This is a genomic window from Burkholderia sp. WP9, from assembly GCF_900104795.1.
Classification (GTDB): Bacteria; Pseudomonadota; Gammaproteobacteria; order Burkholderiales; family Burkholderiaceae; genus Paraburkholderia.
This window is the reverse complement of sequence record NZ_FNTG01000001.1, coordinates 3,259,291-3,281,617: the sequence shown is the minus strand read 5'-3', so window position 1 is coordinate 3,281,617 and position 22,327 is coordinate 3,259,291. Positions and strand designations below refer to the sequence as shown.

Below are 22,327 nucleotides of genomic sequence, written 5' to 3'. Positions count from 1 at the left end.
TCGCTGCGGCTCGGCCTGACGGTCGGGCCTGACGGTCGGGCCTGAGGCGAGGGCCTGAGGCGCGGGCCTGACGCGCGGCCGCAGCGAAATCTCCTCAGATGCGGCGCCTCAGCCGAGGCGCTCCAATGGGACGCTCAGCGCGCAATTCCCAGTCGCGCCTTCGCGTCGTTATATTCCTTCGTCAGACGCTGCACCAGTTCGCTCACGCTCGGCACGTCGTCCATCAGGCCGACGCCCTGGCCCGCGCCCCAGATGTCTTTCCACGCCTTCGCCTTGTCGCTGCCGAAGTTCATCTTGGTCTTGTCCGATTCCGGCAGCGCGTCCGGGTCCAGCCCCGCGTTCACGATACTTTCGCGGATGTAGTTGCCGTGCACGCCGGTGAACAGGTTCGTATAGATGATGTCGGACGCCGTGGAATTGACGATCGCCTGCTTGTAGCTGTCCACCGCGTGAGCTTCCTTGGTCGCGATGAAGCGCGTGCCCATGTAGGCGAGGTCCGCGCCCATGGCCTGCGCGGCGAGAATCGAGCCGCCGTTGGCGATCGAGCCCGACAGCACGATCGGGCCGTCGAACATGCGCCGCACTTCGCCGACCAGCGCGAACGGCGAGGTCGTACCCGCGTGGCCGCCCGCGCCGGAGGCCACCAGGATCAGTCCGTCGACGCCCGCTTCCAGCGCCTTCTGCGCATGCCGCAGATTGATCACATCGTGCAGCACGATGCCGCCGTAACTATGCACGGCGTCGACGATTTCCCGCGCCGGCGCCCGCAGGCTCGTGATGAAGATCGGCACCTTGTGTTCGACGCACACGCGCACGTCGTGTTCGAGCCGCGTATTCGACTGATGGACGATCTGGTTGACCGCTATCGGCCCGATGATCGCATCGGGGTTGGCCGCCTTGTGCTCGGCGAGCTGCGTCTGGATCTGCGTGAGCCATTCGTCGAGCAACTCGGCCGGGCGGGCATTCAGCGCGGGGAACGAGCCGACGATCCCCGCCTTGCATTGGGCCAGGACGAGTTCGGGATAGCTGACGATGAACATCGGCGAGGCGACGACGGGCAGCGCAAGTTTTTGCAGAACGGCGGGCAATGCCATAGTGCGAGTCTCCTGATTTGAGCGGACCGGTGCGTCGTTGCGCGCCCGGCGATGAATGAGTTTAGCGGCACATGGCTTGCGGCGCTTTTATCAGCCGCAGCCACCCGAATATTTAAGAACGGTCGTTCGATTATAGGCGAAGCGCCGTGCTTGCGTCCGGTCGCTGCGTTTGGAACAGTTGGAAGGAGTGTTCAGGTTCTATGCTTGCGTGGGCTGTCCCACCTCGCGCGGTCATATTGGGCTCCTACAATGCAGTGACTCCAAATCACAAAAGAGAGAGACGCCATGGCCTTCGAGAATTTCACGCCCTTTCGCGTCGCCGTGGGCGATGTCGATATTTTCGGAGTGAAGGGCGGAGCGGGGCCGCCTCTTCTGCTGCTGCACGGTCATCCGCAGTCGCATCTGATCTGGCAAAAGTGCGCCGCGCAACTGGCCGAACATTTCACCGTCATCGCAACCGACCTGCGCGGCTACGGCGCATCGGGCAAGCCGCCGAGCGACGCCGCGCACACGCCGTATTCCAAGCGCGCAATGGCCGCCGATCAGGTTGCCGTGATGCGTCATTTCGGCTTCGAACGTTTTCTCGTGTGCGCCCACGATCGCGGCGCGCGCGTCGCGCACCGCATGGCGCTCGACCACAGCGACGCCGTCGAGCGTCTGATGCTGCTCGATATCGCGCCGACGCTCGCGATGTACGAAGCCACCGACCGCGCCTTTGCGACGCACTATTTCCACTGGTTCTTCCTGATCCAGCCGGAGCCGCTGCCCGAGACGTTAATCGGCGCGAACCCGGCGGCCTATGTCGACGCGGTGATGGGCAGCCGTCACGCGGGTCTGGCGCCGTTCGAGCCCGCCGCGCTCGACGCCTATCGGTCGGCGCTGGCCGAACCGGGCGCCGTGCACGCGATGTGCGAGGACTACCGCGCGTCGGCGAGCATCGACCTGGAGCACGACCGGGCCGATATCGAACGAGGTCACAAGATCGGCTGTCCGCTGCGCGTGCTGTGGGGCGACAAGGGTGTGATCGAGAAGTGCTTTGACGCGCTGGCGGAATGGCGCCATGTGGCGCGCGACGTGAGTGGCCGCGCGTTGCCTTGCGGGCATTACATCCCCGAGGAAGCGTCGAGCGAACTGGTCGCCGAAATGCTGTCCTTCTTCGAAGCGGTCGAACAGTAACTCAGCCGCTTCGTTCCCTTCGTTCCGCCGCGCACACGCACCCGCGCTTCGTCTAGCCGAGCGGCGGCAAGCGGCGCGACCGGCGTCGACTTGACGATGGCGGAACTGGTCTCCGCGCGCTCGGCGACTTTCGTCAGAATCTCGTCGAGCTGCTCGATCGACTGGAGGTACAGGCGGCAGATGAAACAATCGTCGCCCGTCACCTTGTCGCACTCGACGAACTCCGGAATCCGCCGGATCACTTCTTCCACGAGATGCAACTGACCGGGCAGCGGCTTCACGCGCACGATGGCCTGCAACGTGTAGCCGAGGGCGCGCGGATCGATGTGCACCGTAAAGCGCTCGATCACGCCTTGCGCTTCGAGCCTGCGCACGCGCTCCGCCGTACTCGGCGCCGACAGTCCGACCAGACGCGCCAGTTCGCTGACCGGCTGACGGGCGTCTTCTGCCAGCGCGGCGAGTAGTGCGCGGTCCGTCTCATCGAGTGGGGCAGGTGCCGAGGGAGTAAGGCGTTTGGTCATAACGGCCTTCGATTATTAGGTTTCATCGCAGTTGCGCTTAAGTTTAGCCATGTATTCAGGCGATCGGATTAATTACACTGCTGGTCGTGCAGGAATCAATTCGAGGATTGAATCATGGCGTCAAACGAAATTCGCCGCGGAGCCGCGGAAATGACCATGGCCATGCTGATGTCCGGCACCATCGGCTGGCTCGTGGTGTCGTCGCAGCAAGGCCCGTTCAATGTCGTGTTTTTCCGCTGCATTTTCGGCGGCGCGACGCTGGCGCTCGTCTGTGCGGTGCTGGGTTTGTTCCGGCGCCAGCTCTTCTCGTGGAAGATGCTCGGCCTCGCCTTGCTCGGCGGGGCGGCGATCGTCATCAACTGGGTGCTGCTGTTCGCCGCGTATTCGCGCGCGTCGATCTCGATGGCCACGGCCGTCTATAACACGCAGCCGTTCATGCTGGTGGCGCTCGGCGCCCTGGTGTTTCGCGAGCGCATCAGCCCGTCGACCGTGGTCTGGCTGGTGGTTGCGTTTATCGGCCTCGTGTTCGTCGTGAGGGTCGAGCCGGCGGTGTTGGCGGTGCCGGGGCAATACCTGGTCGGCGTCGCGTATGCGGTGGGCGCGGCGGCCATGTATGCCGTGTCGTCGATCATCACGAAGCGGCTCAAAGGGACGCCGCCGCATCTGATCGCGTTGATCCAGGTGTCGCTCGGCGTGCTGATGCTCGCGCCGTTCGTGCGCTTCGACGCGCTGCCCACAAGCGGTGTGCAGTGGCTCGAACTGGTCGTGCTCGGCATCGTCAATACCGGGCTCATGTACGTGCTGCTGTATGGAGCGATCCAGAAGCTGCCGACTTCAATGACCGGCGCGCTCTCGTTTATCTATCCGGTGGTGGCGATCATTGTCGATCGGGTTGCGTTCGGGCAAACGCTGGCGTGGATTCAGGTGCTCGGCGCGCTGCTGATTCTGTTGGCTGCCGCGGGCGTCAATCTCGGCTGGCGGATCGTGCCGCACAAGCGCCTGTCGTCGACATGACAGATATTGTGTCGTTGCAGCGTGCGGTAATGCTATGGATTCCAGAGTAACTGGGCGCCGGGATTGTTCGTATGAGCGGACTAATGTTTCGAAAGCTGCACGACTACGGGGTTTTGTAGTGTGACGTGTATGCCGCTTTAAAAGCGCGCGTCAAACTTCTGTAGGGAAATCACTGATGCGGCCAAAAAACCGGCACGCGTATCATGCGACTTGACGCTGATCACGTCCGACAGAATTTCCGCCGCTCGCCAGTCATGGTTGAGCGGCTTTCTTTTTGTACCGACGGTTCGAGCATCTCGCGCTGCCTGTCGGCGGCGGCGCGCTCCACGTCACGTCACGTCACGACGCACGCGCGACAATGCGCTCACCATCCACTTCCAGCGGCCCATTTCTCGCCGCCAGCTCGTGCACGATCTCTTTCACCAGCGCGGGCCACTCGCCGCGCGGCTTGAGTATCGACGCGGCGGCGCGCATCACGGCGGCGTCGTCGAGCATGTGCAGCAACGTGTCGAAGCGCATTGCGCGGACTTCGAGCAGCTTGAACACGATCAGCACCTTCAACGCATTCTTTGCGTTGCGCGCGGGATCGGCACGCAGCCACGCCAACCGCGAGAAAGCGCGTTCAAGCGCCTGTTCGACATTCGTGAAGGGTGCGCCATGACCGGGAATGACGAGGCGCACGTCGAGCTTCGCAATGGCTTCCAGTACGGCCTGCTCCTCGGCGAATCCGCTCTCGCCCTCCAGTTCGGGAAAGATCACGCCGAAGCCGTTTTCCCACAGCGCATCCGCGCTGATCAGGATGCGCTCGCCCGCGCAGTAGAGCATCAGCGAATGCGGATCGTGGCCGGGCGCGCCGAGCACGTCCCAGTCGAGCGCGCCGAGCCGCAACTGTGCGCCGGGTGCAATCGCTCCAGTGAAGCCGAAGCGCTCGCAGTTCTGGCCGGTGGCGCGAAACGTGAGGCGTGCCTCGTCCCAGTCGCGCACGGCATCGGCTTCCGAGGCGGGAATCACGGTGCGGCATGGCCACGTCGCTTGCAGGAGCGCATTGCCGCCGCAGTGGTCCGAGTGCAGATGCGTGTTGACGATCAGATCGAGCGGCCGTGTGCCTAGCGCCTGCCGCACCAGCGCGACCGTTTGCGGCGCGTGCGTGGCATAGCCGGTATCGATGAGCGCGGCGCATGCGTCGTCCACCAATAGCACGTTGTTCGACGATAGCCAGCCGCGTTCGAAGACGCGAATCGATTCCGGCAGCGTGATCATGGTGAGTGGGGCGTCGCGCTTGCGTGAGCGGCGGCTTCGGGTTTCGGCATGACGAGAATGGTCGACGAACCGATCAACATGAGCTCGCCGCGCTGATTCACGACCGTGCCTTCGAGGTGCGTCAGATCGCCGTTCAGGCTCGGTTTCCAGTAAGCGTGCTTCACCCGCCAGCTGATGGTGAGCGTGTCGTTCGCATGGACGGCTTTCTTCAGCTTGATATCGAACTCGAGACCAAGCGGTTGCGCGTAGGCCGAGTAATGCGTCGCCAGCAGCGCCATGAAATGCGCGGTTGGTTGTGTACCGGACGCGATCAGGCCGCCGAAGCGGCTCTGCGCCGCATACGCTTCGTCGTGATGCAACGGATTATGGTCGTTGACGAGCGATGCAAACGATTTCACCGATTCCGCCGATAGCGCCAGCGTCGAACTGAACGTCTCGCCAATCGTGACGATGCGCGGCGCGGCGTTCATCGCTGCTCCTTCGGCAGGCTCGCCATGAACTCCACGTGGCGCGCCTCGATCGCGTCCCAGACCGCACGCTTCGCGTCGTCGTCGAACGACGACCAGCCGGCGATTTCGTCGATGGTGCGCAGGCATCCTTCGCACCAGCCGGTCGATGCATCCATCCTGCACACGCTGATGCAAGGCGACGGCACGGCGTGGTCGTCTTCGTTATCGAAGCCTGCTGTCATGTCGTCACGCCGTCTCGCGCAGCGCCACGTCGATCACCGGCGCGCCCGTCAGCGCGATCAGTTCCTGCGCCGTCAGATTGAACACCGCATGCGGATGGCCCGCGGCGGCCCACAGGCTGTCGAGTTCGAGCAGATCGGCGTCGATCAGCGTGACCGGTTCGGTGGCGTGACCGATCGGACAGACGCCGCCAATCGCATAGCCGGTTTTTTCGCGGACGAACTTCGCATCCGCGCGGCCGATTTCGCCGACCTGCGCGGCGACCTTTTTTTCGTCGACGCGATTCGCGCCGCTCGCCACCACCAATACCGGCGCATCGTCTTCACGGCGGCGAAACAGGATCGATTTGGCGATCTGCGCGACCGAGCAGCCAAGTCCGGCGGCGGCTTCGGCGGATGTCTTGCCGGTTTCCGGCAGCATCACGATGCGGCCCGCGTGACCGCGTTCGCGCAACAGCAGCGCGACGCGGCGTGCCGAGTCGGGCAGCGCGGTGAGATCGTCGGATTCGAGAGAAGCGTGGTCCGTCATCGTTTCAGGTCCTGATGGTTTGCATGAGTATTGAGCGCATGCGTCGAGCAAGCGTCAGACGCAATTGGCCGCTTCGCTGCGCGCCTTGGCGAGCAGCGCTTTGCCGGCGCGCGAAACATTGGGCCGGCCGATCGACGTGGAGATGAAATCGCCGATCGCCACGACTTGCGCGAGGTCGATGCCGGTTTCGATGCCGAGCCCATTCATCAGATACAGCACGTCTTCGGTCGCGACGTTGCCGGTCGCGCCCTTCGCATACGGACAACCGCCGAGGCCCGCCACCGACGCGTGATAGATCTCGATGCCTTCCAGCAACGCCGCGTAGATGTTGGCGAGCGCCTGGCCATAGGTGTCGTGAAAGTGGCCCGATAGACGCTCGCGCGGAAACACCTGGGTGACCGCTTCGAACACTTCACGCGTGCGCCTGGGCGTGCCGACGCCGATCGTGTCGGCGATATCGATTTCGTCGCAACCGAGCGCCGCGAAGCGCTCGACGACATCCACCACCGACGCCACCGGCACTTCGCCCTGATACGGACAACCTAGCGCGCACGACACGCTGCCGCGAATCCGCAGGCCGTGCTGCTTGGCCGCCTGCGCGACGGGCGCGAACCGGTCGATGCTTTCCGCGATGCTGCAGTTGATGTTTTTCTGCGAGAACGCTTCGCTGGCGGCGCCGAAAATCACGATCTCGTCCGCACGCGCGGCGAGCGCGCCTTCGAAGCCGCGCAGGTTGGGCGTCAGCACCGAGTAGATCGTGCCGGGGCGCCGTTCGATGCCGGCCATCAGTTCCGCGCCGTCCGCCATTTGCGGCACCCATTTCGGCGACACGAACGAAGCGGCCTCAACGTTACGGAAGCCCGCCGCTGACAGACGGTTGACCAACTCGATCTTGGTCGCGGTGGGGACGAACTCTTTTTCGTTCTGCAGTCCGTCACGCGGACCGACTTCGACGATTTTCACTTGCTGGGGCAGTGCCATGATGTGTCTCCTATGCGGTCCCATGCAACCGGTCGCCGCCAGATAGGGCGGCGCTCCTTCAACGGGATCCGATATGTTCAATATCCACGTTCGATATCCACCACGCCGCTGACGGTAGCACCGCCTACCAGCGCGGTGATCTTCCTCGCGACCTGAGCGACGCTTTCTTCGCGCAACGTCAAAGCCGACACGTGCGGCGTAATCGTGATGCGCGGCTCCTGCCAGAACAGATGATCCGCCGGTAGCGGTTCTTCGCGGAACACGTCGAGCGTGGCGGCGGCAATCTGGCCGCTCGCGAGCGCGTCGAGCAGGTCCGGTTCGACCAGATGTCCGCCGCGCGCCACATTGATCAGATACGCGCCGCGCGCAAGCCTCGCGAAGGTGCGCGCGTTCAGCACGTCGCCGGTTTCAGGCGTATGCGGCAGTAGATTCACCAGCACTTTTACACCGTCGAGAAACGCGTCGAATTGCGCTTCTCCGGCGAACGTCGCGATGCCGTCGATCTGCCGCGGGCTGCGGCTGTAACCGCGCACCGGCATGCCGAACGCCGCCACCGCCTGTGCGACATGCGCGCCGAGCACGCCGAGTCCCAACACGCCGACGGTAAAACTTTCGCGCGGATGCGGCTCCAGCACTTCCCAGCGGCGCTCGTTTTGCCGCGTTTGATATTCGTCGAAGCGACGCAGATAGCGCAGCACCGCATGCGTGACGTACTCGGCCATTTGCAGCGCCATGCCGGTGTCTTCGAGGCGGATCAACTGCGCGTTGCGCGGCAACGTGCCGGGCTGTTCGTGTTCCAGCGCGAGGATCGCGTCGACGCCCGCGCCGAGATTGAAGATGGCGCGCAGATCGTCGCGGCCGGCCAGCATCTCGCGCGGCGGCCGCCACACCACCGCGAAATCGGCGGGCGCGGTATCGCCCGGCTGCCATTCACGCAGATCGGCCTCCGGCAGCGCGCGGGCGAAGTCGTGCAGCCACGCGGCGGCGTCGGCATGCGGCATGTAGAAGAGGATTTTCATACGGTCCGGAAGGCGCCTGCGAGGTCGAGTCGAGTAACGGAGAAGCCACGACATGGCCGATGCGGCAGATGCAATGCTGCGGACGACGCGTGCGGCATGAGGCCTCCTCCTTTTATGGATAGGCTTCATTCTACTTTTTCGACGCGGATTGCGCGCGTTTGCGCACGAGCGTGCGGTTTTGGTGGTGCGCTTTCCGTCGGGAGACCTCTATCTGGCGGTGCTTACGAGCGTTTGGCGCTCCATTTGCCCGCGCGTTTGCTCGCGCATTTGCCCCATAACCAAAGCACAAAAACTTGGTTCGCCCACGCGGGCCCCGGCGAGACAATCATTATCCGGAATTCCGCAGCGAGGCACCCACATGCTTTCATGCACCAAATCGACATGGCCGCCGCGGCTCGTCACCGTTCCCGGCCTGCACGGCAGCGAGGGCGCGCACTGGCAGACATGGCTGGAGCGGCAGTTCGCGCGCTCGCTGCGCGTCGAGCAAGCCGACTGGGACGCGCCGGACCTCGCGCGGTGGTCCAAATCGTTGCGCGATCTGCTGGCGCGCGAGCGCGGGCCGTTCGTGCTGGCCGCGCATAGCTTCGGCTGCCTCGCGACCGCGCATGCGCTGCAGCAGGCGTCGTACGCGAACGACGTGATCGGCGTGCTGTTCGTCGCGCCCGCGAGTCCGCAGAAATTCACCTTCGCGGGACCGTTCGACGCGCGGCGTCTCGGCGTGCCATCCATTCTGATCGGCAGCGAAACCGATCCGTGGATGTCGCTCGCCGGATCACGCGATCTGGCGCAGCGTTTCGGCAGTGCGTTCGTCAATCTCGGTGACGCGGGACATATCAACACCGCGGCCGGATTTGGTCCGTGGCCGCGCGCGAAGTATTTCGTCGACACGCTGGTGCATTGCGCGGCGCCGTTGCGTTTTCGCGAGGAGTCGTTCGACACCGCGCAGCACGCGTTCGTTTGAGTGGCCGGGCCTGCGTTCGCGCATCGCCGGGCGCGCGGACGGCCCGCTAGCCAAGTAAGCGATCCGTTAGAATCCCGCTTCATGCCGCGCGTTCATGCGGCCACTGGTTTTCATCAACGATAGGCGGGGACAGGATGGCAGGCAAGACGGGGACATCGCGCTGGCTGGCAGCCGGCATGACGGCAATCACGCTCGCGCTGGCGGGTGTGTCGACGGCGCACGCGGATGCGTCGCTGCTCAATGTGTCGTACGACGTGACGCGTGAGTTGTATAAGGACATCAACGCCGGCTTCATTGCCGCGTACAAGGAGAAGAGCGGCGAGACCGTGTCGATTCGCCAGTCGCACGGCGCGTCGAGCGCGCAGGCGCTGTCGGTGCTGCAAGGCCTGCAGGCCGATGTGGTGACGATGAATCAGCCCAACGACATCGACCTGCTCGCCGAAAAAGGCCAACTGGTGCCGGCCAACTGGCGCGCACGTCTGCCCGACGGCAGCGCACCGTACACCACGACGATGGTGTTCCTCGTACGCAAGGGCAACCCGAAGCACATCAAGGACTGGGACGATCTCGCCAAGCCCGGCGTGCAGGTGGTGATCGCCAATCCGAAGACATCGGGTAACGGGCGCTATACGTATCTGGCCGCGTGGGGCTATCGCAAGCAACACGGCGGCACCGACGCGCAGGCGCTCGACTTCGAAAAGGCGATCTTCAAGAACGTGCCGGTGCTCGACACGGGCGGACGAGGCGCGACCACCACGTTCACGCAGCGCGGTATCGGCGACGTGCTGGTGACGTTCGAAAACGAAGTGGCGCTGATGGACACGGGCGTGGGCGGGGGCAACTTCGAGGCCGTCTATCCGTCGGTGAGTCTGCTGGCGGCGCCGCCGGTTTCGATCGTCGACAAGGTGGTCGACAAGCGCGGCACGCGCAAGGAAGCGCAGGCCTATCTCGACTATCTGTGGTCGCCGGCCGCCCAGGAAATCATCGCGCAGCATCACCTGCGTCCGCGAGACAAGACGGTGCTCGCGAAGCATGCCGCGGAGTTCAAGCCGATCAAGACGTTCACGGTCGAAGAAATGTTCGGCAGCTGGCAGAAAGCGCAGCAAACCCATTTTTCCGATGGCGGGACGTTTGATCAGATCATCGTCGACAAGAAATAAAACTTCGGCTTCTTAAGTAAAAAGGCTGTCTCGTACAAAACGAGGCAGCCTTTTTTATCGCGCGTGTTTTATTGCACGCGGCGCATGCGCTCAGTTCGGCGCAGCGTGTTTATCGCAGCCATGCTCGCAGCCGCTTTGATCGAGCGGCATTTGTTGCGCGGCCTCGGCGCGAATGCCGAGTCGTTCGAGCAGCTTGCGGTCGGCTTCCGCCTGCGGATTGCTCGTGGTCAGCAACTGATCGCCGTAGAAAATCGAGTTCGCACCGGCGAGGAAGCACATGGCCTGCAACGCTTCGTTCATCTGCTCGCGGCCCGCCGACAGACGCACCATGGCGCGCGGCATGGTGATGCGCGCAATCGCAATCGTGCGCACGAAATCGAACGGGTCGATCGCTTCCGTGCCGGTCAGCGGCGTGCCTTCCACCTGCACCAGATTGTTGATGGGCACCGATTCCGGATACGGCTCCATGTTCGCCAGTTGCGCGATCAGGCCGGCGCGCTCACGACGCGACTCGCCCAGTCCGACAATCCCGCCGCAGCACACGTTGATGCCGGCATCGCGCACGCGTTCGAGCGTGTCGAGGCGATCCTGATACGTACGCGTCGAAATGATCTGGCCGTAGAACTCCGGCGACGTATCGAGATTGTGGTTGTAGTAGTCGAGGCCTGCTTCGCGCAGCCCTTGCGCCTGATGCGTTTCGAGCATGCCGAGCGTCACGCAGGTTTCGAGACCCATCGCCTTCACGCCGCGGATCATGTCCTTGATCGGTTCGAGGTGACGGTCTTTCGGATTACGCCATGCGGCGCCCATGCAGAAACGCGTCGCGCCGTTTTCCTTGGCGACCTTCGCGGCGGCGAGCACTTCGTCGACCGGCATCAGTTTGTCGGCTTGCAGGCCCGTGTCGTGATGCACCGACTGCGGACAGTACGCGCAATCTTCTTCGCAGCCGCCGGTCTTGATCGACAGCAGCGTCGACAGTTGCACGGTATTCGCATCGAAATGTTCGCGATGGGTTTGCTGCGCCTGGAACATCAGGTCGTTGAACGGCAGTTCGTACAACGCCACGATGTCCGCCACGCGCCAGCGCGCGACCTGCTTCGTGCCGGCTGCGGCGTTGTTATTGGCGGCGGCCGTATCGGCGGACGCCGGAGCGATGTTCAGTTGCGTCATGTCGTCGATCCTCATGGATGGATGTGATGGGGGTTCAGCGCTGCGCGTGGCGCAGCGTCTGCAAAAGGCGGTTGATGTCGAGCTGCTCCGCCGCGAACTCGGGCGAAGCGGGGCTCAGATGCGGCACGATGCCGAGCAGCGGCGCGTCGTATTCGCGGGCGAGATGCGCGCGGATCGACGCGATGTTTTCGTCGGGAAACGTCATGTCCGGATCGATGCGGTTGGCAACCCAGCCGGCGAGCGTGAGCCCGCGCGCGGCGATCGCTTCGGCGGTGAGCAGCGCATGGCTGATGCAGCCGAGCCGCATGCCGACCACCAGCACGACCGGCAGTTTCAGGGCAACGGCGAGATCGGCGGTGTCCTGAGTGGCGGTCAACGGCACGCGAAATCCGCCGACGCCTTCCACCACGACGATCTCCGCGCGCTTGAGCGCTTGCGCGTGACAGTCGACGATACGGTCCAGATCGAGCGAGACGTTTTCCAGCGCGGCCGCAATATGCGGCGCGGCCGGTTCCTTCAACAGATACGGTGTGCGCATCTCGGGCGGCAGCAGGACGTTCGACGCGGCGTCGAGTTGATCCGCGTCCTCGTTATGCAGCACGCCGTCCACTTCGAACGCGCCGGCGGCGATCGGCTTCATCGCGGCGGCTTGCAGCCCTTCGCGAACGAAGCCGCGCAACAGTGCAGCCGAGACGAACGTCTTGCCGATTTCCGTATCGGTGCCGGTGACGAACAACGACAGTGCGTTTTGATTCGCGCTACTCATGCCGCTTTCGCTCCCAATTGCTGCAAGCCGGCTTCGAGCCGATCGAGGTCCGCCTGCGAGTGCGCGGCCGACAGCGAAATGCGCAAGCGCGATGTGCCGGCGGGCACGGTCGGCGGACGGATGGCCGGCACCCATAGACCCGCACGTTCGAGGGTGGCCGCGATATCCAGCGTGGCATCGTTCGCGCCGATGATGAGCGGTTGCACGGCCGTATGCGAATCGACCGGTATCCACGGCGTTGCCTTGAGCATGGCGCGCGTGCGCTCGATCAACTGCTGAAGATGCGCGCGCCGCGCGTCGCCTTCTTCGCCGCCGATGATACGCAGGCTTGCCGACACCGCGTGCGCGGCGGCCGGCACCGACGCCGTAGTGAAAATGTACGGACGTGCGCGCTGCACGAGCCATTCGATCACCGTCTCATGCGCCGCGACGAATGCGCCGGAAACGCCGGCCGCTTTGCCGAGCGTGCCGATCGAAATGAGGTTCGGCGAACGCAGCGCTGCTTGCGCGATCGCGCCGCGGCCTTGCGGGCCGAGCACGCCGAAACCGTGCGCGTCGTCGACGATCAGCCACGCGCCGTGTTTTTCCGCGAGTTCGAGCAGGCGTGCTAGCGGTGCGATGTCGCCGTCCATGCTGAAAACGGTGTCGGAGACGACCACTTTGACATCGGCGTCCGAGGCTTCGAGCATCGCGCTCAGCGCTTCGGTATCGCAGTGCGGGTAGATCTGCACGTCGGCGCGGGACAAACGCGCACCGTCGATCAGCGACGCGTGATTCAGCGAGTCGGAGAAGAGCGTCGTGCCACGGCCCGCGAGCGCGGTAAGCGTGGCGAGATTTGCCATGTAGCCGGTGCTGAAGTAGAGCGCGCGCGCATTGTCGACGAAGCCGCCGACGAATTCCGCGAGATCGTCTTCGAGTTGCGCATGCGCGCGCGAGTGGCCGCCGAGCAGATGCGAGCCGCCGCTGCCCGCGCCGTAGCGCTCTGCGCCTTCGGCGATGGCCGCGACCAGTTGCGGATGCGCGGCGAGCCCGAGATAGTCGTTGCTGGCGAAGCCGATGATCGCGCGGCCGTCGACCGTCATGTGGGCCGCGCACGGCGTGTCGGCGGTGCGGCGGCGACGGCGCAGGCCGCGCGCGTCGATCTCCTTCAGCCCTTCGGCGAGCGTGTCGAGCAGATGCATTAGCGGGTCTCCGCAAGCGTGGCTTCGAAGGTTTCGCGCGTGCGTGAAGCGAGCAGCGCGAGTTCTTCGCCGTCGAGGATATAAGGGGGCATCAGATACACCGTGGTTCCGATTGGGCGCAGCAGCAGTTCGCGCTGCAACGCGTTTTCGAAGAAGCGGCGCGAGAATGTTCTGGCTTGCTGAGCATCGTCGATCACGGCGTCGAACGCGAAGATCGTGCCGCGCTGACGCAGATTGCGGACTTGCTCGTGATCGGCGAGCGGCGCGAGCGCGGCTTTCAGCTTCGCGGACTTCTGCGTGTTGGCGGCGAGAACGTTGTCGCTCTCGAACAGATCGAGCGTAGCGAGCGCCGCGCGGCAGGCGAGCGGATTGCCCGTGTACGAATGCGAGTGCAGGAAGCCGCGCGCGGTGTCGTCGTGATAGAAGGCATCGAAAATTTCGTCGCGCGACAGCACGATCGAAAGCGGCAGATACCCGCCGCTGATACCTTTCGACAGACAGATGAAGTCCGGCCAGATGCCGGCCTGTTCGCATGCGAAGAAGGTGCCGGTGCGCCCGCAGCCTACGGCGATTTCATCGGCGATCAGGTGCACGCCGTATTGATCGCACAAGGCGCGCAATCCGGCGATATACGACGCGTCGTGCATGGCCATGCCGGCCGCGCATTGCACGAGCGGCTCGACGATCAGCGCGGCGATTTTCGTGGCGCGTGCTTCGAACAGTGCGCGAACGTGATCGAGTGCGCGGCGCGCGACATCGGCGGCGCTTTCGCCAGCTTGCGCGAGACGAGCATCGGGCGATGCCACGACATGCGCGTGGCGGATCAACGGGTCGTAGGCGTCCTTGAACAGCGCGACATCCGTGACACCGAGTGCGCCGATGGTTTCGCCGTGGTAGCTGTTGGCGATGCAGACGAATTCCTGCTTGTCGGAGAAACCGCGATTGCGCCATGAGTGGAAGCTCATCTTCAAGGCGATTTCGACGGCGGACGCGCCATCCGATGCGAAGAATGCGTGGCCGAGCGTATTGCCGGTGAGCGCGCTGAGCCGCTCTGCGAGTTCGATAGCCGGTTCATGCGTGCAGCCGGCGAGCATGGCGTGTTCGAGCGTGTCGAGTTGGTCTTTGAGCGCCGCGTTGATGCGCGGGTTGGCGTGACCGAACAGGTTGACCCACCAGGAGCTGATGGCATCCAGATAGCGATGGCCGGCGCGATCGTAGAGCCACGCGCCTTGACCACGCGCGACGGGCACGAGCGGCAGGCGCTCGTGGTGCTTCATCTGCGTGCAGGGGTGCCAGACGGCGCGCAGGCTGCGGGCGATCCAGTCTTCGGGGGCTGTTGACTGTGCTGCTGACTTTTCCAAAGGGTACTCCAGGGTGCTTTTTGGCCGCTGTGCGGCGTGGCTTTTTTAGGGCCATCTTCGAGCGTGCTGCGCTTCTTTTTTCTGCGCTGCGCGCGGCCCTTGGCGGGCTTGCGGGGTCGAGATTAGCGGTTTATTTCGTGCTGTGCACTAGGGGCGGATGGGCGGTTTTTGCCTGCGGCGCTGGGGTTGTTGGCTGTTCGATGCAGGTGGTTTCTGTTTTCCGCGGAAGGTTGCTGATCGGTGCAGTTAGCGACGGCAAAGTAGTTGGGTTTTACTGGCGGGAAATTGGGGTGGGCGGGGGTTTTTTGCCTGTTCGGCGGTTTTTTGGCTGGGGTCTTTGTGGTGTTGGCCTTTCCTTGCTTTGTTAGTGGTCTATTGGCGTTGCCCCTGTGCGGGGCGGCACCTACTTTCTTTGCCGCGGCAAAGAAAGTAGGCAAAGAAAGCCGCTTTGCACCGCCAGCCCATAAGCGGGTCCCCCGCGCAGCCACGGTAGTGGTCCATCTGGAATCCGTGCCCTCGCACATGCGGCCTTCGTGACAAGGCCGTCATACTTCCTGCTTCGCGCTGCGCGCTCGCCAGAACGGTCAGCCTGAAACCCGAGGCTGCGTTCGTATGCGGCGGGAGCCATCGGCTTCGCCTCGGCGTGGCGCCGATGCGGCCGGCGCAAGGAGCGAGCGGAATTCTTGGAAGCCCGGCCGATACATGAAGCGAGCCGAAGGATTAGAAGTACCGCCAGCGTAAGAACCGAGCCGTGGCATTAGAGATACTGCCGGCGTAAGAGCCGAGCCGAGGCATAGAAATACTGCTGGGGTAAGAGCAGAGTCGCGGCATTAGAAATACTGCCGGGGTAAGAAATGCAGGGGCTTTAGAAATACTGCTGATGCCAGAAGGGGCCTGCGATGTGAAGTCGAGCACGCGTGAAAGAAGGACAGGCGATTAGGAAATCCCGCTGACCTACAAACGACCGATGGTTTTAATGAAGTACCGCCTCGGCACGCGCAGCGCCGCCGGAAGAATGACTGCTGTGTCACAAGCGCCGAATGTGCGAGGGCACGGATTCCAGATGGACCACTACCGTGGCTGTGCGGGGACCCCGCTTAAGAGCTGGCGGTGCAAAGCGGCTTTCTTTGCCTACTTTCTTTGCCGCGGCAAAGAAAGTAGGTGCCGCCCCGCACAGGGGCAACGCGAATAGACCACTAAGAAATCAAGGAAAGGCCACCACCCGAGGGAAACAACCAAAAACACCGCCAATCAGGCAAAAAACCACTCACTCCCGACTAGCAATAGCCCGCCGCGCATCAGCGCTACCCCCAGCCCCACCATCAGCCGTCTGCGAAGACTGATCCCCCCAAACAACCGCATTATTCACCGCATACAACCGGCAAGGCGCCGAACTCTGCTTCTGACAATTGGCCACGGCAACCGACATAGGATCATCGCCACCCTCAGCCCACGACCAAGCCCCAGTATCAGACACAGCAAACGCCCGGCTAGGAAACTGATGCAGGAAATTCCGATACCCATTGCGCCCGGCTTCGTCGACAAACGGCACGGCATCGACCGCATCGACAGCGGCAAACCCGCTCGCCTTCGGCATGGAAGGATCCGACACACGATACTGCACACCAGTCGGCATCCCCACTCGCGCAAGGAACGCTTCCACGGCCGGCCACCACACATGCACGCCATCGCGGTCGCCGACCAGCCGGTGCGCATCGTTCTTGTAGTTGCCGAAATCCACCATCTTCGCGCTCGCGCCGTGCGCACCGAACGCGGCATACATGCCCGCCACCAGCGGCGCATTCCAGACCGAATCGTTATCGCCGTACATCCACAGCGACGGCACCTTGGTCTTCTCGCCGTAAGCGCCGAAGGCGCGCGTCAGGTTGCCCTGCCAGTCGCTGCAAGCATCCTGCCGCAAGCCGCCCGAGAAATTGATCAGCGCGCGCACGCCCGGCGCCGCTTCCGTACCGTAGGCAATCGTCGCAAGACCGCCGTGCGAGGTGCCGGCCACGACGATGTGCGTGGCGTCCACGTAAGGTTGCTTCGACATGAAGTCGACCGTCGCGGCGACGTCGCCGGCCTGGCTGATGCCGTTCTTTTCGACGTCGCAACCGTCCTGCTGATAAGCGCCGTCCGAATGGCCGAAACCCTGACGGTTCGGCGCCACCACCACATAACCACGGCGCACGAATTCGCGCGCGAACGGCAGCGGGTCGCTGCGTTCCTGCGTGCGCGGATCGCCGGGAATCTTGCCGTGGTTGAAAACAATCATCGGAAACGGGCCTGCGCCGTCCGGTTTGTAGATCGTCGTTTCGAGGGTAATCGTGCCGGCTGCGTCGACCGGTACGCGGATGATCTGTTCGTTCAGACCTGCGCTGGGCAGATAGACGTCGTCGTCGAGCGCAATACGCGGCACGTGCGCGCGTGTCAGCGGTCCAGCCTGAATGTCGGCGAGCGGGTCGGCGTGCGCGAGTGCGACAGCGCACGTGGCCGCTGCACACATCACCGCACACTTCGTCAGAACCTTGCTGAACACCATTGACGCACCTGCCTCAAAAACCTGCCCTGAACACCGTGATGCCCGTTTATCGAAAGCCATTACTGACATTTGCCTTTCGGCTGGCCTTTCGACAAACAAAAGCTCACTCGCGCACGGAGTGCGCCAAAGGCGCACGCACGCTAATCGAGATCGCACGGGATGAACCCAAACGGCCGACGCGACCCCACGCGCCGATGATGAGCGTCACGCCTGCTGCCTGAAACCGCCGCCGGAACCACACTCTCTGGTGCCCGGCAGGGCGTCCTGCGCAATTTGCGGAGCGGTATGGACCGGCTCTCGCAACGTGACGTCATGAAGCTACGGCCTCATCCTGGCACGACAATTTTGTTTTGTGCAATCAAGGAGAACCCGCGACGCAAAATTTGCCGCGCGTCGATCGGCCACCTCCGGCCGGTCGTGCGGGCCTCGCGGGTGTTTGGTGCAACGAAGCAATCAGGCGCGGCGCGGGCGTTGTGGCATGGAGCCAACACGAAAAAATGGCCCCGCTATCGGGGCCATATGTGAGCGCGGCGTGAGGTCGCTGCGGCGTCGTGTAAGGGTCGGGAAGGGTTATTCGCTCACGTCGCCATCCACGTAACGCCAGCGACCGTCTTCGTCGCGAACGAAACGGCTCAGTTCATGAAGCCGGTGCGCGCGGCCGCCCACCTTGTAACGCGCGACGAATTCGACGGTCGCGTGATGAGCGTCGGTTTCAGCAAACGCCTTGATCTGCAGTCCGAGCCACCGTGGCGCGTCGGGCGAAGCGGGATCCGCGTCGAGATCGGCGGGGCAGGTGTGCGGCGCCCAGGTTGCGCGCAGATAATCCGTTGCACCGACCACATAGGCACTGTAGCGCGAGCGCATCAATTCAAGGGCCCGTGGCGCCGCTTCGCCGCCGTCGATATAGCGGCCGCAGCATTGCGCGAAGCGGGGCGCCTTGGCGCCGCTGCGTTGATCGGGCGCGGCGCCCCCACAGGGACAGTCGGCAGGTCGTTGTAACGGCAACAATTGCTTATTCATCAGTCTTTCAGCCAAGACCGCGTGCGATCAAAATTTTCTGAATGTCGCTGGTGCCCTCGTAGATCTGGCAAACGCGCACGTCGCGATAAATCCGCTCGACCGGGAAGTCGCTGAGATAGCCGTAGCCGCCATGAATCTGTAAGGCGGCCGAACAGATGCGCTCGGCGGCTTCGGAGGCAAACAGTTTGGCCATAGCGGCTTCAGTAAGGCACGGCTGGCCGGCGTCTTTCAACGAGGCGGCGTGCCAGATCAACTGGCGCGCCGCTTCGAGTTGCGTCGCCATGTCGGCGAGGCGGAATTGCACGGCCTGGTGCGAAAAGAGCGGCACGCCGAAGCTCTCGCGCTCCTTCGCATAACTCAGCGCCGCCTCGAACGCGGCGCGCGCCATGCCGACGCTTTGCGCGGCGATGCCGATACGGCCGCCTTCGAGCCCTGACAGCGCGATCCGGTAGCCTTCGCCTTCTGCGCCGATCAGGTTCGCGGCCGGCACGCGGCAATCCTCGAAAATGATCTGCGCGGTGTCCGACGAATGCTGGCCGAGCTTGTCTTCAACCCGCGCGACGACGTAACCCTTCGTATCGGTCGGCACGATAAACGCGCTGATGCCGCGCTTGCCCGCGGCCTTGTCCGTCACGGCCATGACGATCGCAACATTGCCGTTCTTGCCGCTCGTGATGAACTGTTTGACGCCGTTCAACACATACGAATCGTCGTCGCGGGTCGCGGTGGTGCGCAGCGCGGAGGCGTCGGAACCGGCTTGCGGTTCGGTCAGGCAAAACGCGCCGAGCATGTCGCCGCGCGCGAGCGGCGTCAGCCAGTCGCGTTTCTGCGCGTCGTTGCCGTAGGTGAGCAGAATGCTGCACACGGGGCAGTTGTTGACGGAGATCGCCGTCGAAGTGCCGCCGTCGCCGGCTGCGATTTCTTCGAGTATCAGCGCGAGCGCCAGCGCGTCCATGCCGGCGCCGCCGTACGTTTCGGGCACGAGCACGCCATACGCGCCGAGTTCCGCCAGTTGCCGATGCACGTCCTGCGGAAACGTGCGTTCGCGGTCCCATGCCGCCGCATGCGGCGTGATCGCTTCGCGTACGAACGTGCGCAGCGCGTCGCGGACCATCAGGTGATCCTGATCAAGCACCATAAGTGATCCCGTTCAAGTAGTTGCTCACCAGTCGAGCGGTGTCCCGTCGTATTGATAGAAGCGGCCGTTGAACGCTTCGCGCGCACCCGCGGCCTGCGCCAGCACATCACGCATGCCGGTCACGCTGCGCGCGGGATCGATCGCCGCCTGGGCGCCGCCCATGTCGGTTTGCACCCAGCCTGGATGCAGCGAAATGCACGTGGCGCGCCGAGCGTCCAGCGACGCGAGTTTCAACGCGTCGTTCAGCGCCGCCTTGCTCGCGCGATACAGCCAGCCGGTCGTGCCGCTCGCGTCGCCAATGCTGCCCATCTTGCTCGAAATCACCGCGAATACGCCGCCGGCCTCTTCGACGAGCGGCAGCAGGATCGGCATCAATTGCATGGGTCCGCGCACATTGGTGTGCATGACGTGGTCGAAGTCTTCAGCAGTGATCGTCTCGATGCCTTCCGTGCGCGGGCCGTAGACGCCCGCCACCACGATCGCCGCATCGAGCCGTTCACCGTCGAGCTTCCAGCCGAGCGCGGCGATTTCCTCTGGCGCGCTCACGTCGAGCGAGAACGTTTGGGCGCCGAGTTCATTCAACGCATCGAGCGCGGCGCCGTCACGCGCGGTGGCGAGCACGCGCCAGCCGCTCTTTTTGTACTGCCGCACAAACTCCTGGCCGATGCCACGCGACGCACCGACGATCAACACTGTTTTCATCGAATACTCCAAGCTGTCAAAACGCCCCGAATCGCGTTACACGAGTTCGATACCCATGGCCGTCGCTTCGCCGCCGCCGATGCACAGCGTCGCGACGCCGCGCTTGCCGCCGCGTTGCTTGAGCGCGCCGATCAGCGTGACGAGAATGCGCGCGCCCGACGCGCCGATCGGATGGCCGAGCGCACAGGCGCCGCCGTTCACGTTGACCTTTTCGTGCGGCAGATGGTGTTCCTTCATGGCCGCCATGGTGACGACGGCAAATGCTTCGTTGACCTCATACAGATCGACTTCGTCGGCGCGCCAGCCATTCTTCTCGAACAGCTTGCGAATCGCCCCGACCGGCGCGGTGGTGAACTTCGCCGGTTCCTGTGCGAAGGTCGAGTGGCCGACCACGCGTGCAATCGGCTCCACGCCGAGGCGCTTCGCCGTCGACTCGCGCATCATGACGAGTGCGGCCGCGCCATCGGAAATCGACGACGAGTTCGCCGCTGTCACCGTGCCGGTTTTGCTGAATGCGGGTTTGAGCGTTGGAATCTTGTCGAGGTTCGCCTTGAACGGCTGTTCGTCGTGATCGATGGTGACTTCGCCCTTGCGGCTTTGCACCTTCACCGGCGCGATTTCCCAGCTGAACGAACCGTCTTCGTTCGCGCGCTTCGCGCGGTGGAGCGACTCGACGGCGAACGCGTCTTGCGCTTCGCGCGTGAAGTCGAACGAGGCCGCGCATTCTTCGGCAAAGGTGCCCATCAGACGGCCTTTTTCGTAGGCGTCTTCGAGACCGTCGTAGAACATGTGGTCGATCACCTGGCCGTGGCCCATACGCATGCCGGCGCGCGCTTTCGGCAGCAGGTACGGCGCATTCGTCATGCTTTCCATGCCGCCCGCGACGATCACGTCGACGGAGCCGGCCGCGAGCATGTCGTGCGCGAACATTGCCGCACGCATGCCGGAGCCGCACATCTTGTTCACCGTGGTGCTGCCGGTGGCGAGCGGCAAGCCGGCGCCGAGCGCGGCCTGACGCGCGGGCGCCTGGCCGAGGCCTGCGGGCAGCACGCAACCCATCACCACTTCGTCGATCTGTTCGGGTTTCAGGCCCGCGCGCTGCACGGCCGCCTCGATCGCCACCGCGCCCAATTGCGGCGCGGTCAGTGTGGCGAAGTCGCCCTGAAAGGCCGCCATCGGCGTGCGGGCCACGCCCACGATAACGATCGGATCAGTCTTTGTCTCACTCATGCTTGTCTCACTCATGTTTAAGCTCCTTGATGACGCCTTCGACGATGGCCGGCACGTCGCCGAGCTGAGCCGCATCGGCGGCCACCACGTCGTTGTCTGCCTTGTGCGGGCCACTCGCCGACACGGCCGCGACACACTTCTGATAGGTTGCGTCGAGCGCGGCCGGCTCGCTGATCGTCATGCCGAGATTGCGCACCTTGCCGTCATGCACGCCGTACGCCCAGCCATGTACCGTCAACGCCTGGCCGCGCGCCCATGCATCGTTGACGATGGTGGTGCGGCACACGTTCATCACCTGTTCGATCGCGTTCAGTTCGACCAGACGCCGGTGACGCGCCTCGCCGATCGGCCATTCCTCGATCAGCGCGGCATGCTTGGCGCGCACGTCCTGCACGTGGTGCAGCCAGTTGTCCGCGAGACCCACGCGGCGGCCGTGCAGCGCCGCGCCGACACCCGAGCAGCCGTAGTGGCCGACCACCATGATGTGCTTGACCTTCAGCAGATCGACGGCGAACTGGATCACCGAGAGACAGTTCAGATCGGAATGCACCACCACGTTAGCGATGTTTCTATGCACGAACACTTCGCCCGGCGGCAGGCCGATGATCTGGTTCGCCGGCACGCGCGAATCGGAGCAGCCGATCCACAAATACTCGGGCGTTTGCTGATGTGCGAGACGCGAAAAATACTCGGGGTCTTCGGACAGCTTGCGGGCGACCCACGCTTCGTTGTTGTCGAACAGATGCGCGAGCGGATTGTCAGGAGTGGAAGCGTTCGTGTTCATGGTGCGTCTTGGCGGTTGCTCGACCGGTTG

General features: G+C 63.8%; 21 protein-coding genes and 1 pseudogene. 4 read left to right on the top strand and 18 right to left on the bottom strand.

Annotated features, from left to right (window positions below; translation table 11 throughout):
- Window positions 1-134: 134 nt before the first annotated feature.
- Window positions 135-1,094 (bottom strand): NAD(P)H-dependent flavin oxidoreductase, encoded by a 960-nt coding sequence (locus tag BLW71_RS14595; protein WP_091796985.1) that lies wholly within the window; start codon window positions 1,092-1,094, stop codon window positions 135-137.
- Between the two features lie 285 nt (window positions 1,095-1,379).
- On the opposite strand from BLW71_RS14595, the gene BLW71_RS14590 reads away from it, so the two are divergent.
- Window positions 1,380-2,270, top strand: a complete 891-nt coding sequence (locus BLW71_RS14590; protein ID WP_091796983.1) for an alpha/beta fold hydrolase — start codon at window positions 1,380-1,382, stop codon at window positions 2,268-2,270.
- Between the two features lie 52 nt (window positions 2,271-2,322).
- Here BLW71_RS14590 and BLW71_RS14585 read toward each other — a convergent pair.
- Window positions 2,323-2,791: pseudogene (locus BLW71_RS14585) on the bottom strand (Lrp/AsnC family transcriptional regulator).
- Between the two features lie 114 nt (window positions 2,792-2,905).
- Between BLW71_RS14585 and BLW71_RS14580 the strand changes: the two are divergent.
- Window positions 2,906-3,805 carry a DMT family transporter gene (locus tag BLW71_RS14580; RefSeq protein WP_091796981.1) on the top strand — a complete coding sequence of 300 codons (900 nt, stop codon included), beginning with the start codon at window positions 2,906-2,908 and terminating at the stop codon, window positions 3,803-3,805.
- Window positions 3,806-4,144: 339 nt separating this feature from the next.
- Here the strand turns inward: BLW71_RS14580 and BLW71_RS14575 are convergent, their stop codons facing one another.
- The 6 genes from BLW71_RS14575 to BLW71_RS14550 form a co-directional block, all read right to left on the bottom strand.
- Window positions 4,145-5,065 (bottom strand): MBL fold metallo-hydrolase, encoded by a 921-nt coding sequence (locus BLW71_RS14575; protein ID WP_091796980.1) that lies wholly within the window; start codon window positions 5,063-5,065, stop codon window positions 4,145-4,147.
- On the bottom strand, window positions 5,062-5,535 hold the full coding sequence (locus BLW71_RS14570; RefSeq protein WP_091796978.1) for a MaoC family dehydratase: 474 nt from the start codon (window positions 5,533-5,535) through the stop codon (window positions 5,062-5,064). The genes BLW71_RS14575 and BLW71_RS14570 overlap by 4 nt, the downstream gene beginning before the upstream one ends.
- Window positions 5,532-5,756: a DUF1289 domain-containing protein gene (locus tag BLW71_RS14565; protein ID WP_091796976.1), complete on the bottom strand. Its 225-nt coding sequence runs from the start codon at window positions 5,754-5,756 to the stop codon at window positions 5,532-5,534. Before BLW71_RS14565 ends, BLW71_RS14570 begins: the two co-directional genes overlap by 4 nt.
- 4 nt (window positions 5,757-5,760) lie before the next feature.
- Window positions 5,761-6,282, bottom strand: a complete 522-nt coding sequence (locus tag BLW71_RS14560; protein WP_091796974.1) for a YbaK/EbsC family protein — start codon at window positions 6,280-6,282, stop codon at window positions 5,761-5,763.
- Window positions 6,283-6,336: 54 nt separating this feature from the next.
- The gene (locus tag BLW71_RS14555) at window positions 6,337-7,263 is read right to left on the bottom strand and encodes a hydroxymethylglutaryl-CoA lyase (RefSeq protein ID WP_091796972.1); all 927 of its coding nucleotides are present in this window, start codon (window positions 7,261-7,263) and stop codon (window positions 6,337-6,339) included.
- A gap of 77 nt (window positions 7,264-7,340) precedes the next feature.
- Window positions 7,341-8,282: a 2-hydroxyacid dehydrogenase gene (locus BLW71_RS14550; RefSeq protein WP_091796970.1), complete on the bottom strand. Its 942-nt coding sequence runs from the start codon at window positions 8,280-8,282 to the stop codon at window positions 7,341-7,343.
- A gap of 358 nt (window positions 8,283-8,640) precedes the next feature.
- Between BLW71_RS14550 and BLW71_RS14545 the strand changes: the two genes are divergently transcribed.
- On the top strand, window positions 8,641-9,243 hold the full coding sequence (locus BLW71_RS14545) for an RBBP9/YdeN family alpha/beta hydrolase (protein ID WP_091796968.1): 603 nt from the start codon (window positions 8,641-8,643) through the stop codon (window positions 9,241-9,243).
- Between the two features lie 134 nt (window positions 9,244-9,377).
- Window positions 9,378-10,403, top strand: a complete 1,026-nt coding sequence (locus BLW71_RS14540; RefSeq protein ID WP_091796966.1) for a sulfate ABC transporter substrate-binding protein — start codon at window positions 9,378-9,380, stop codon at window positions 10,401-10,403.
- Between the two features lie 90 nt (window positions 10,404-10,493).
- On the opposite strand, the gene bioB is transcribed toward BLW71_RS14540, so the two are convergent.
- The 10 genes from bioB to can all read right to left on the bottom strand — a co-directional run bounded on the left by bioB (window position 10,494) and on the right by can (window position 22,297).
- Window positions 10,494-11,573 (bottom strand): biotin synthase BioB, encoded by a 1,080-nt coding sequence (bioB, locus tag BLW71_RS14535; RefSeq protein WP_091796964.1) that lies wholly within the window; start codon window positions 11,571-11,573, stop codon window positions 10,494-10,496.
- A gap of 34 nt (window positions 11,574-11,607) precedes the next feature.
- A complete protein-coding gene (bioD, locus tag BLW71_RS14530; RefSeq protein WP_091796962.1) occupies window positions 11,608-12,339 on the bottom strand; it encodes a dethiobiotin synthase in 732 nt (243 codons plus the stop codon).
- Complete coding sequence (bioF, locus tag BLW71_RS14525; protein ID WP_091796960.1) at window positions 12,336-13,520, bottom strand: 8-amino-7-oxononanoate synthase; 1,185 nt, start codon at window positions 13,518-13,520, stop codon at window positions 12,336-12,338. Before bioF ends, bioD begins: the two co-directional genes overlap by 4 nt.
- On the bottom strand, window positions 13,520-14,881 hold the full coding sequence (bioA, locus tag BLW71_RS14520) for an adenosylmethionine--8-amino-7-oxononanoate transaminase (protein WP_091796958.1): 1,362 nt from the start codon (window positions 14,879-14,881) through the stop codon (window positions 13,520-13,522). Before bioA ends, bioF begins: the two co-directional genes overlap by 1 nt.
- A gap of 1,267 nt (window positions 14,882-16,148) precedes the next feature.
- Window positions 16,149-17,423 carry a dienelactone hydrolase family protein gene (locus BLW71_RS14515; protein WP_091796957.1) on the bottom strand — a complete coding sequence of 425 codons (1,275 nt, stop codon included), beginning with the start codon at window positions 17,421-17,423 and terminating at the stop codon, window positions 16,149-16,151.
- 570 nt (window positions 17,424-17,993) lie between these two features.
- Window positions 17,994-18,443, bottom strand: coding sequence for a YchJ family protein (locus tag BLW71_RS14505; RefSeq protein ID WP_091796955.1), 450 nt, complete (start codon window positions 18,441-18,443; stop codon window positions 17,994-17,996).
- Between the two features lie 7 nt (window positions 18,444-18,450).
- Complete coding sequence (locus BLW71_RS14500) at window positions 18,451-19,581, bottom strand: acyl-CoA dehydrogenase family protein (RefSeq protein ID WP_091796953.1); 1,131 nt, start codon at window positions 19,579-19,581, stop codon at window positions 18,451-18,453.
- 24 nt (window positions 19,582-19,605) lie between these two features.
- Window positions 19,606-20,283 carry an SDR family oxidoreductase gene (locus BLW71_RS14495; protein ID WP_091796951.1) on the bottom strand — a complete coding sequence of 226 codons (678 nt, stop codon included), beginning with the start codon at window positions 20,281-20,283 and terminating at the stop codon, window positions 19,606-19,608.
- Window positions 20,284-20,319: 36 nt separating this feature from the next.
- Window positions 20,320-21,528, bottom strand: coding sequence for an acetyl-CoA C-acetyltransferase (locus tag BLW71_RS14490; RefSeq protein WP_177205038.1), 1,209 nt, complete (start codon window positions 21,526-21,528; stop codon window positions 20,320-20,322).
- Window positions 21,521-22,297, bottom strand: a complete 777-nt coding sequence (gene can / locus BLW71_RS14485) for a carbonate dehydratase (protein ID WP_091796949.1) — start codon at window positions 22,295-22,297, stop codon at window positions 21,521-21,523. Before can ends, BLW71_RS14490 begins: the two co-directional genes overlap by 8 nt.
- Window positions 22,298-22,327 lie beyond the last annotated feature (30 nt).

What these genes read in the sequence shown, in the direction of transcription:
- BLW71_RS14490 (WP_177205038.1), bottom strand. Translation starts at nt 21,528, where the DNA reads ATGAGTGAGACAAGCATGAGTGAGACAAAGACTGATCCGATCGTTATC.
- BLW71_RS14505 (WP_091796955.1), bottom strand. Translation starts at nt 18,443, where the DNA reads ATGAATAAGCAATTGTTGCCGTTACAACGACCTGCCGACTGTCCCTGT.
- can (WP_091796949.1), bottom strand. Translation starts at nt 22,297, where the DNA reads ATGAACACGAACGCTTCCACTCCTGACAATCCGCTCGCGCATCTGTTC.
- BLW71_RS14590 (WP_091796983.1), top strand. Translation starts at nt 1,380, where the DNA reads ATGGCCTTCGAGAATTTCACGCCCTTTCGCGTCGCCGTGGGCGATGTC.
- BLW71_RS14595 (WP_091796985.1), bottom strand. Translation starts at nt 1,094, where the DNA reads ATGGCATTGCCCGCCGTTCTGCAAAAACTTGCGCTGCCCGTCGTCGCC.
- BLW71_RS14555 (WP_091796972.1), bottom strand. Translation starts at nt 7,263, where the DNA reads ATGGCACTGCCCCAGCAAGTGAAAATCGTCGAAGTCGGTCCGCGTGAC.
- BLW71_RS14570 (WP_091796978.1), bottom strand. Translation starts at nt 5,535, where the DNA reads ATGAACGCCGCGCCGCGCATCGTCACGATTGGCGAGACGTTCAGTTCG.
- BLW71_RS14545 (WP_091796968.1), top strand. Translation starts at nt 8,641, where the DNA reads ATGCTTTCATGCACCAAATCGACATGGCCGCCGCGGCTCGTCACCGTT.
- BLW71_RS14560 (WP_091796974.1), bottom strand. Translation starts at nt 6,282, where the DNA reads ATGACGGACCACGCTTCTCTCGAATCCGACGATCTCACCGCGCTGCCC.
- BLW71_RS14565 (WP_091796976.1), bottom strand. Translation starts at nt 5,756, where the DNA reads ATGACAGCAGGCTTCGATAACGAAGACGACCACGCCGTGCCGTCGCCT.
- bioF (WP_091796960.1), bottom strand. Translation starts at nt 13,520, where the DNA reads ATGCATCTGCTCGACACGCTCGCCGAAGGGCTGAAGGAGATCGACGCG.
- BLW71_RS14540 (WP_091796966.1), top strand. Translation starts at nt 9,378, where the DNA reads ATGGCAGGCAAGACGGGGACATCGCGCTGGCTGGCAGCCGGCATGACG.
- BLW71_RS14580 (WP_091796981.1), top strand. Translation starts at nt 2,906, where the DNA reads ATGGCGTCAAACGAAATTCGCCGCGGAGCCGCGGAAATGACCATGGCC.
- BLW71_RS14495 (WP_091796951.1), bottom strand. Translation starts at nt 20,283, where the DNA reads ATGAAAACAGTGTTGATCGTCGGTGCGTCGCGTGGCATCGGCCAGGAG.
- BLW71_RS14575 (WP_091796980.1), bottom strand. Translation starts at nt 5,065, where the DNA reads ATGATCACGCTGCCGGAATCGATTCGCGTCTTCGAACGCGGCTGGCTA.
- BLW71_RS14550 (WP_091796970.1), bottom strand. Translation starts at nt 8,282, where the DNA reads ATGAAAATCCTCTTCTACATGCCGCATGCCGACGCCGCCGCGTGGCTG.
- bioB (WP_091796964.1), bottom strand. Translation starts at nt 11,573, where the DNA reads ATGACGCAACTGAACATCGCTCCGGCGTCCGCCGATACGGCCGCCGCC.
- bioD (WP_091796962.1), bottom strand. Translation starts at nt 12,339, where the DNA reads ATGAGTAGCGCGAATCAAAACGCACTGTCGTTGTTCGTCACCGGCACC.
- BLW71_RS14500 (WP_091796953.1), bottom strand. Translation starts at nt 19,581, where the DNA reads ATGGTGCTTGATCAGGATCACCTGATGGTCCGCGACGCGCTGCGCACG.
- BLW71_RS14515 (WP_091796957.1), bottom strand. Translation starts at nt 17,423, where the DNA reads ATGGTGTTCAGCAAGGTTCTGACGAAGTGTGCGGTGATGTGTGCAGCG.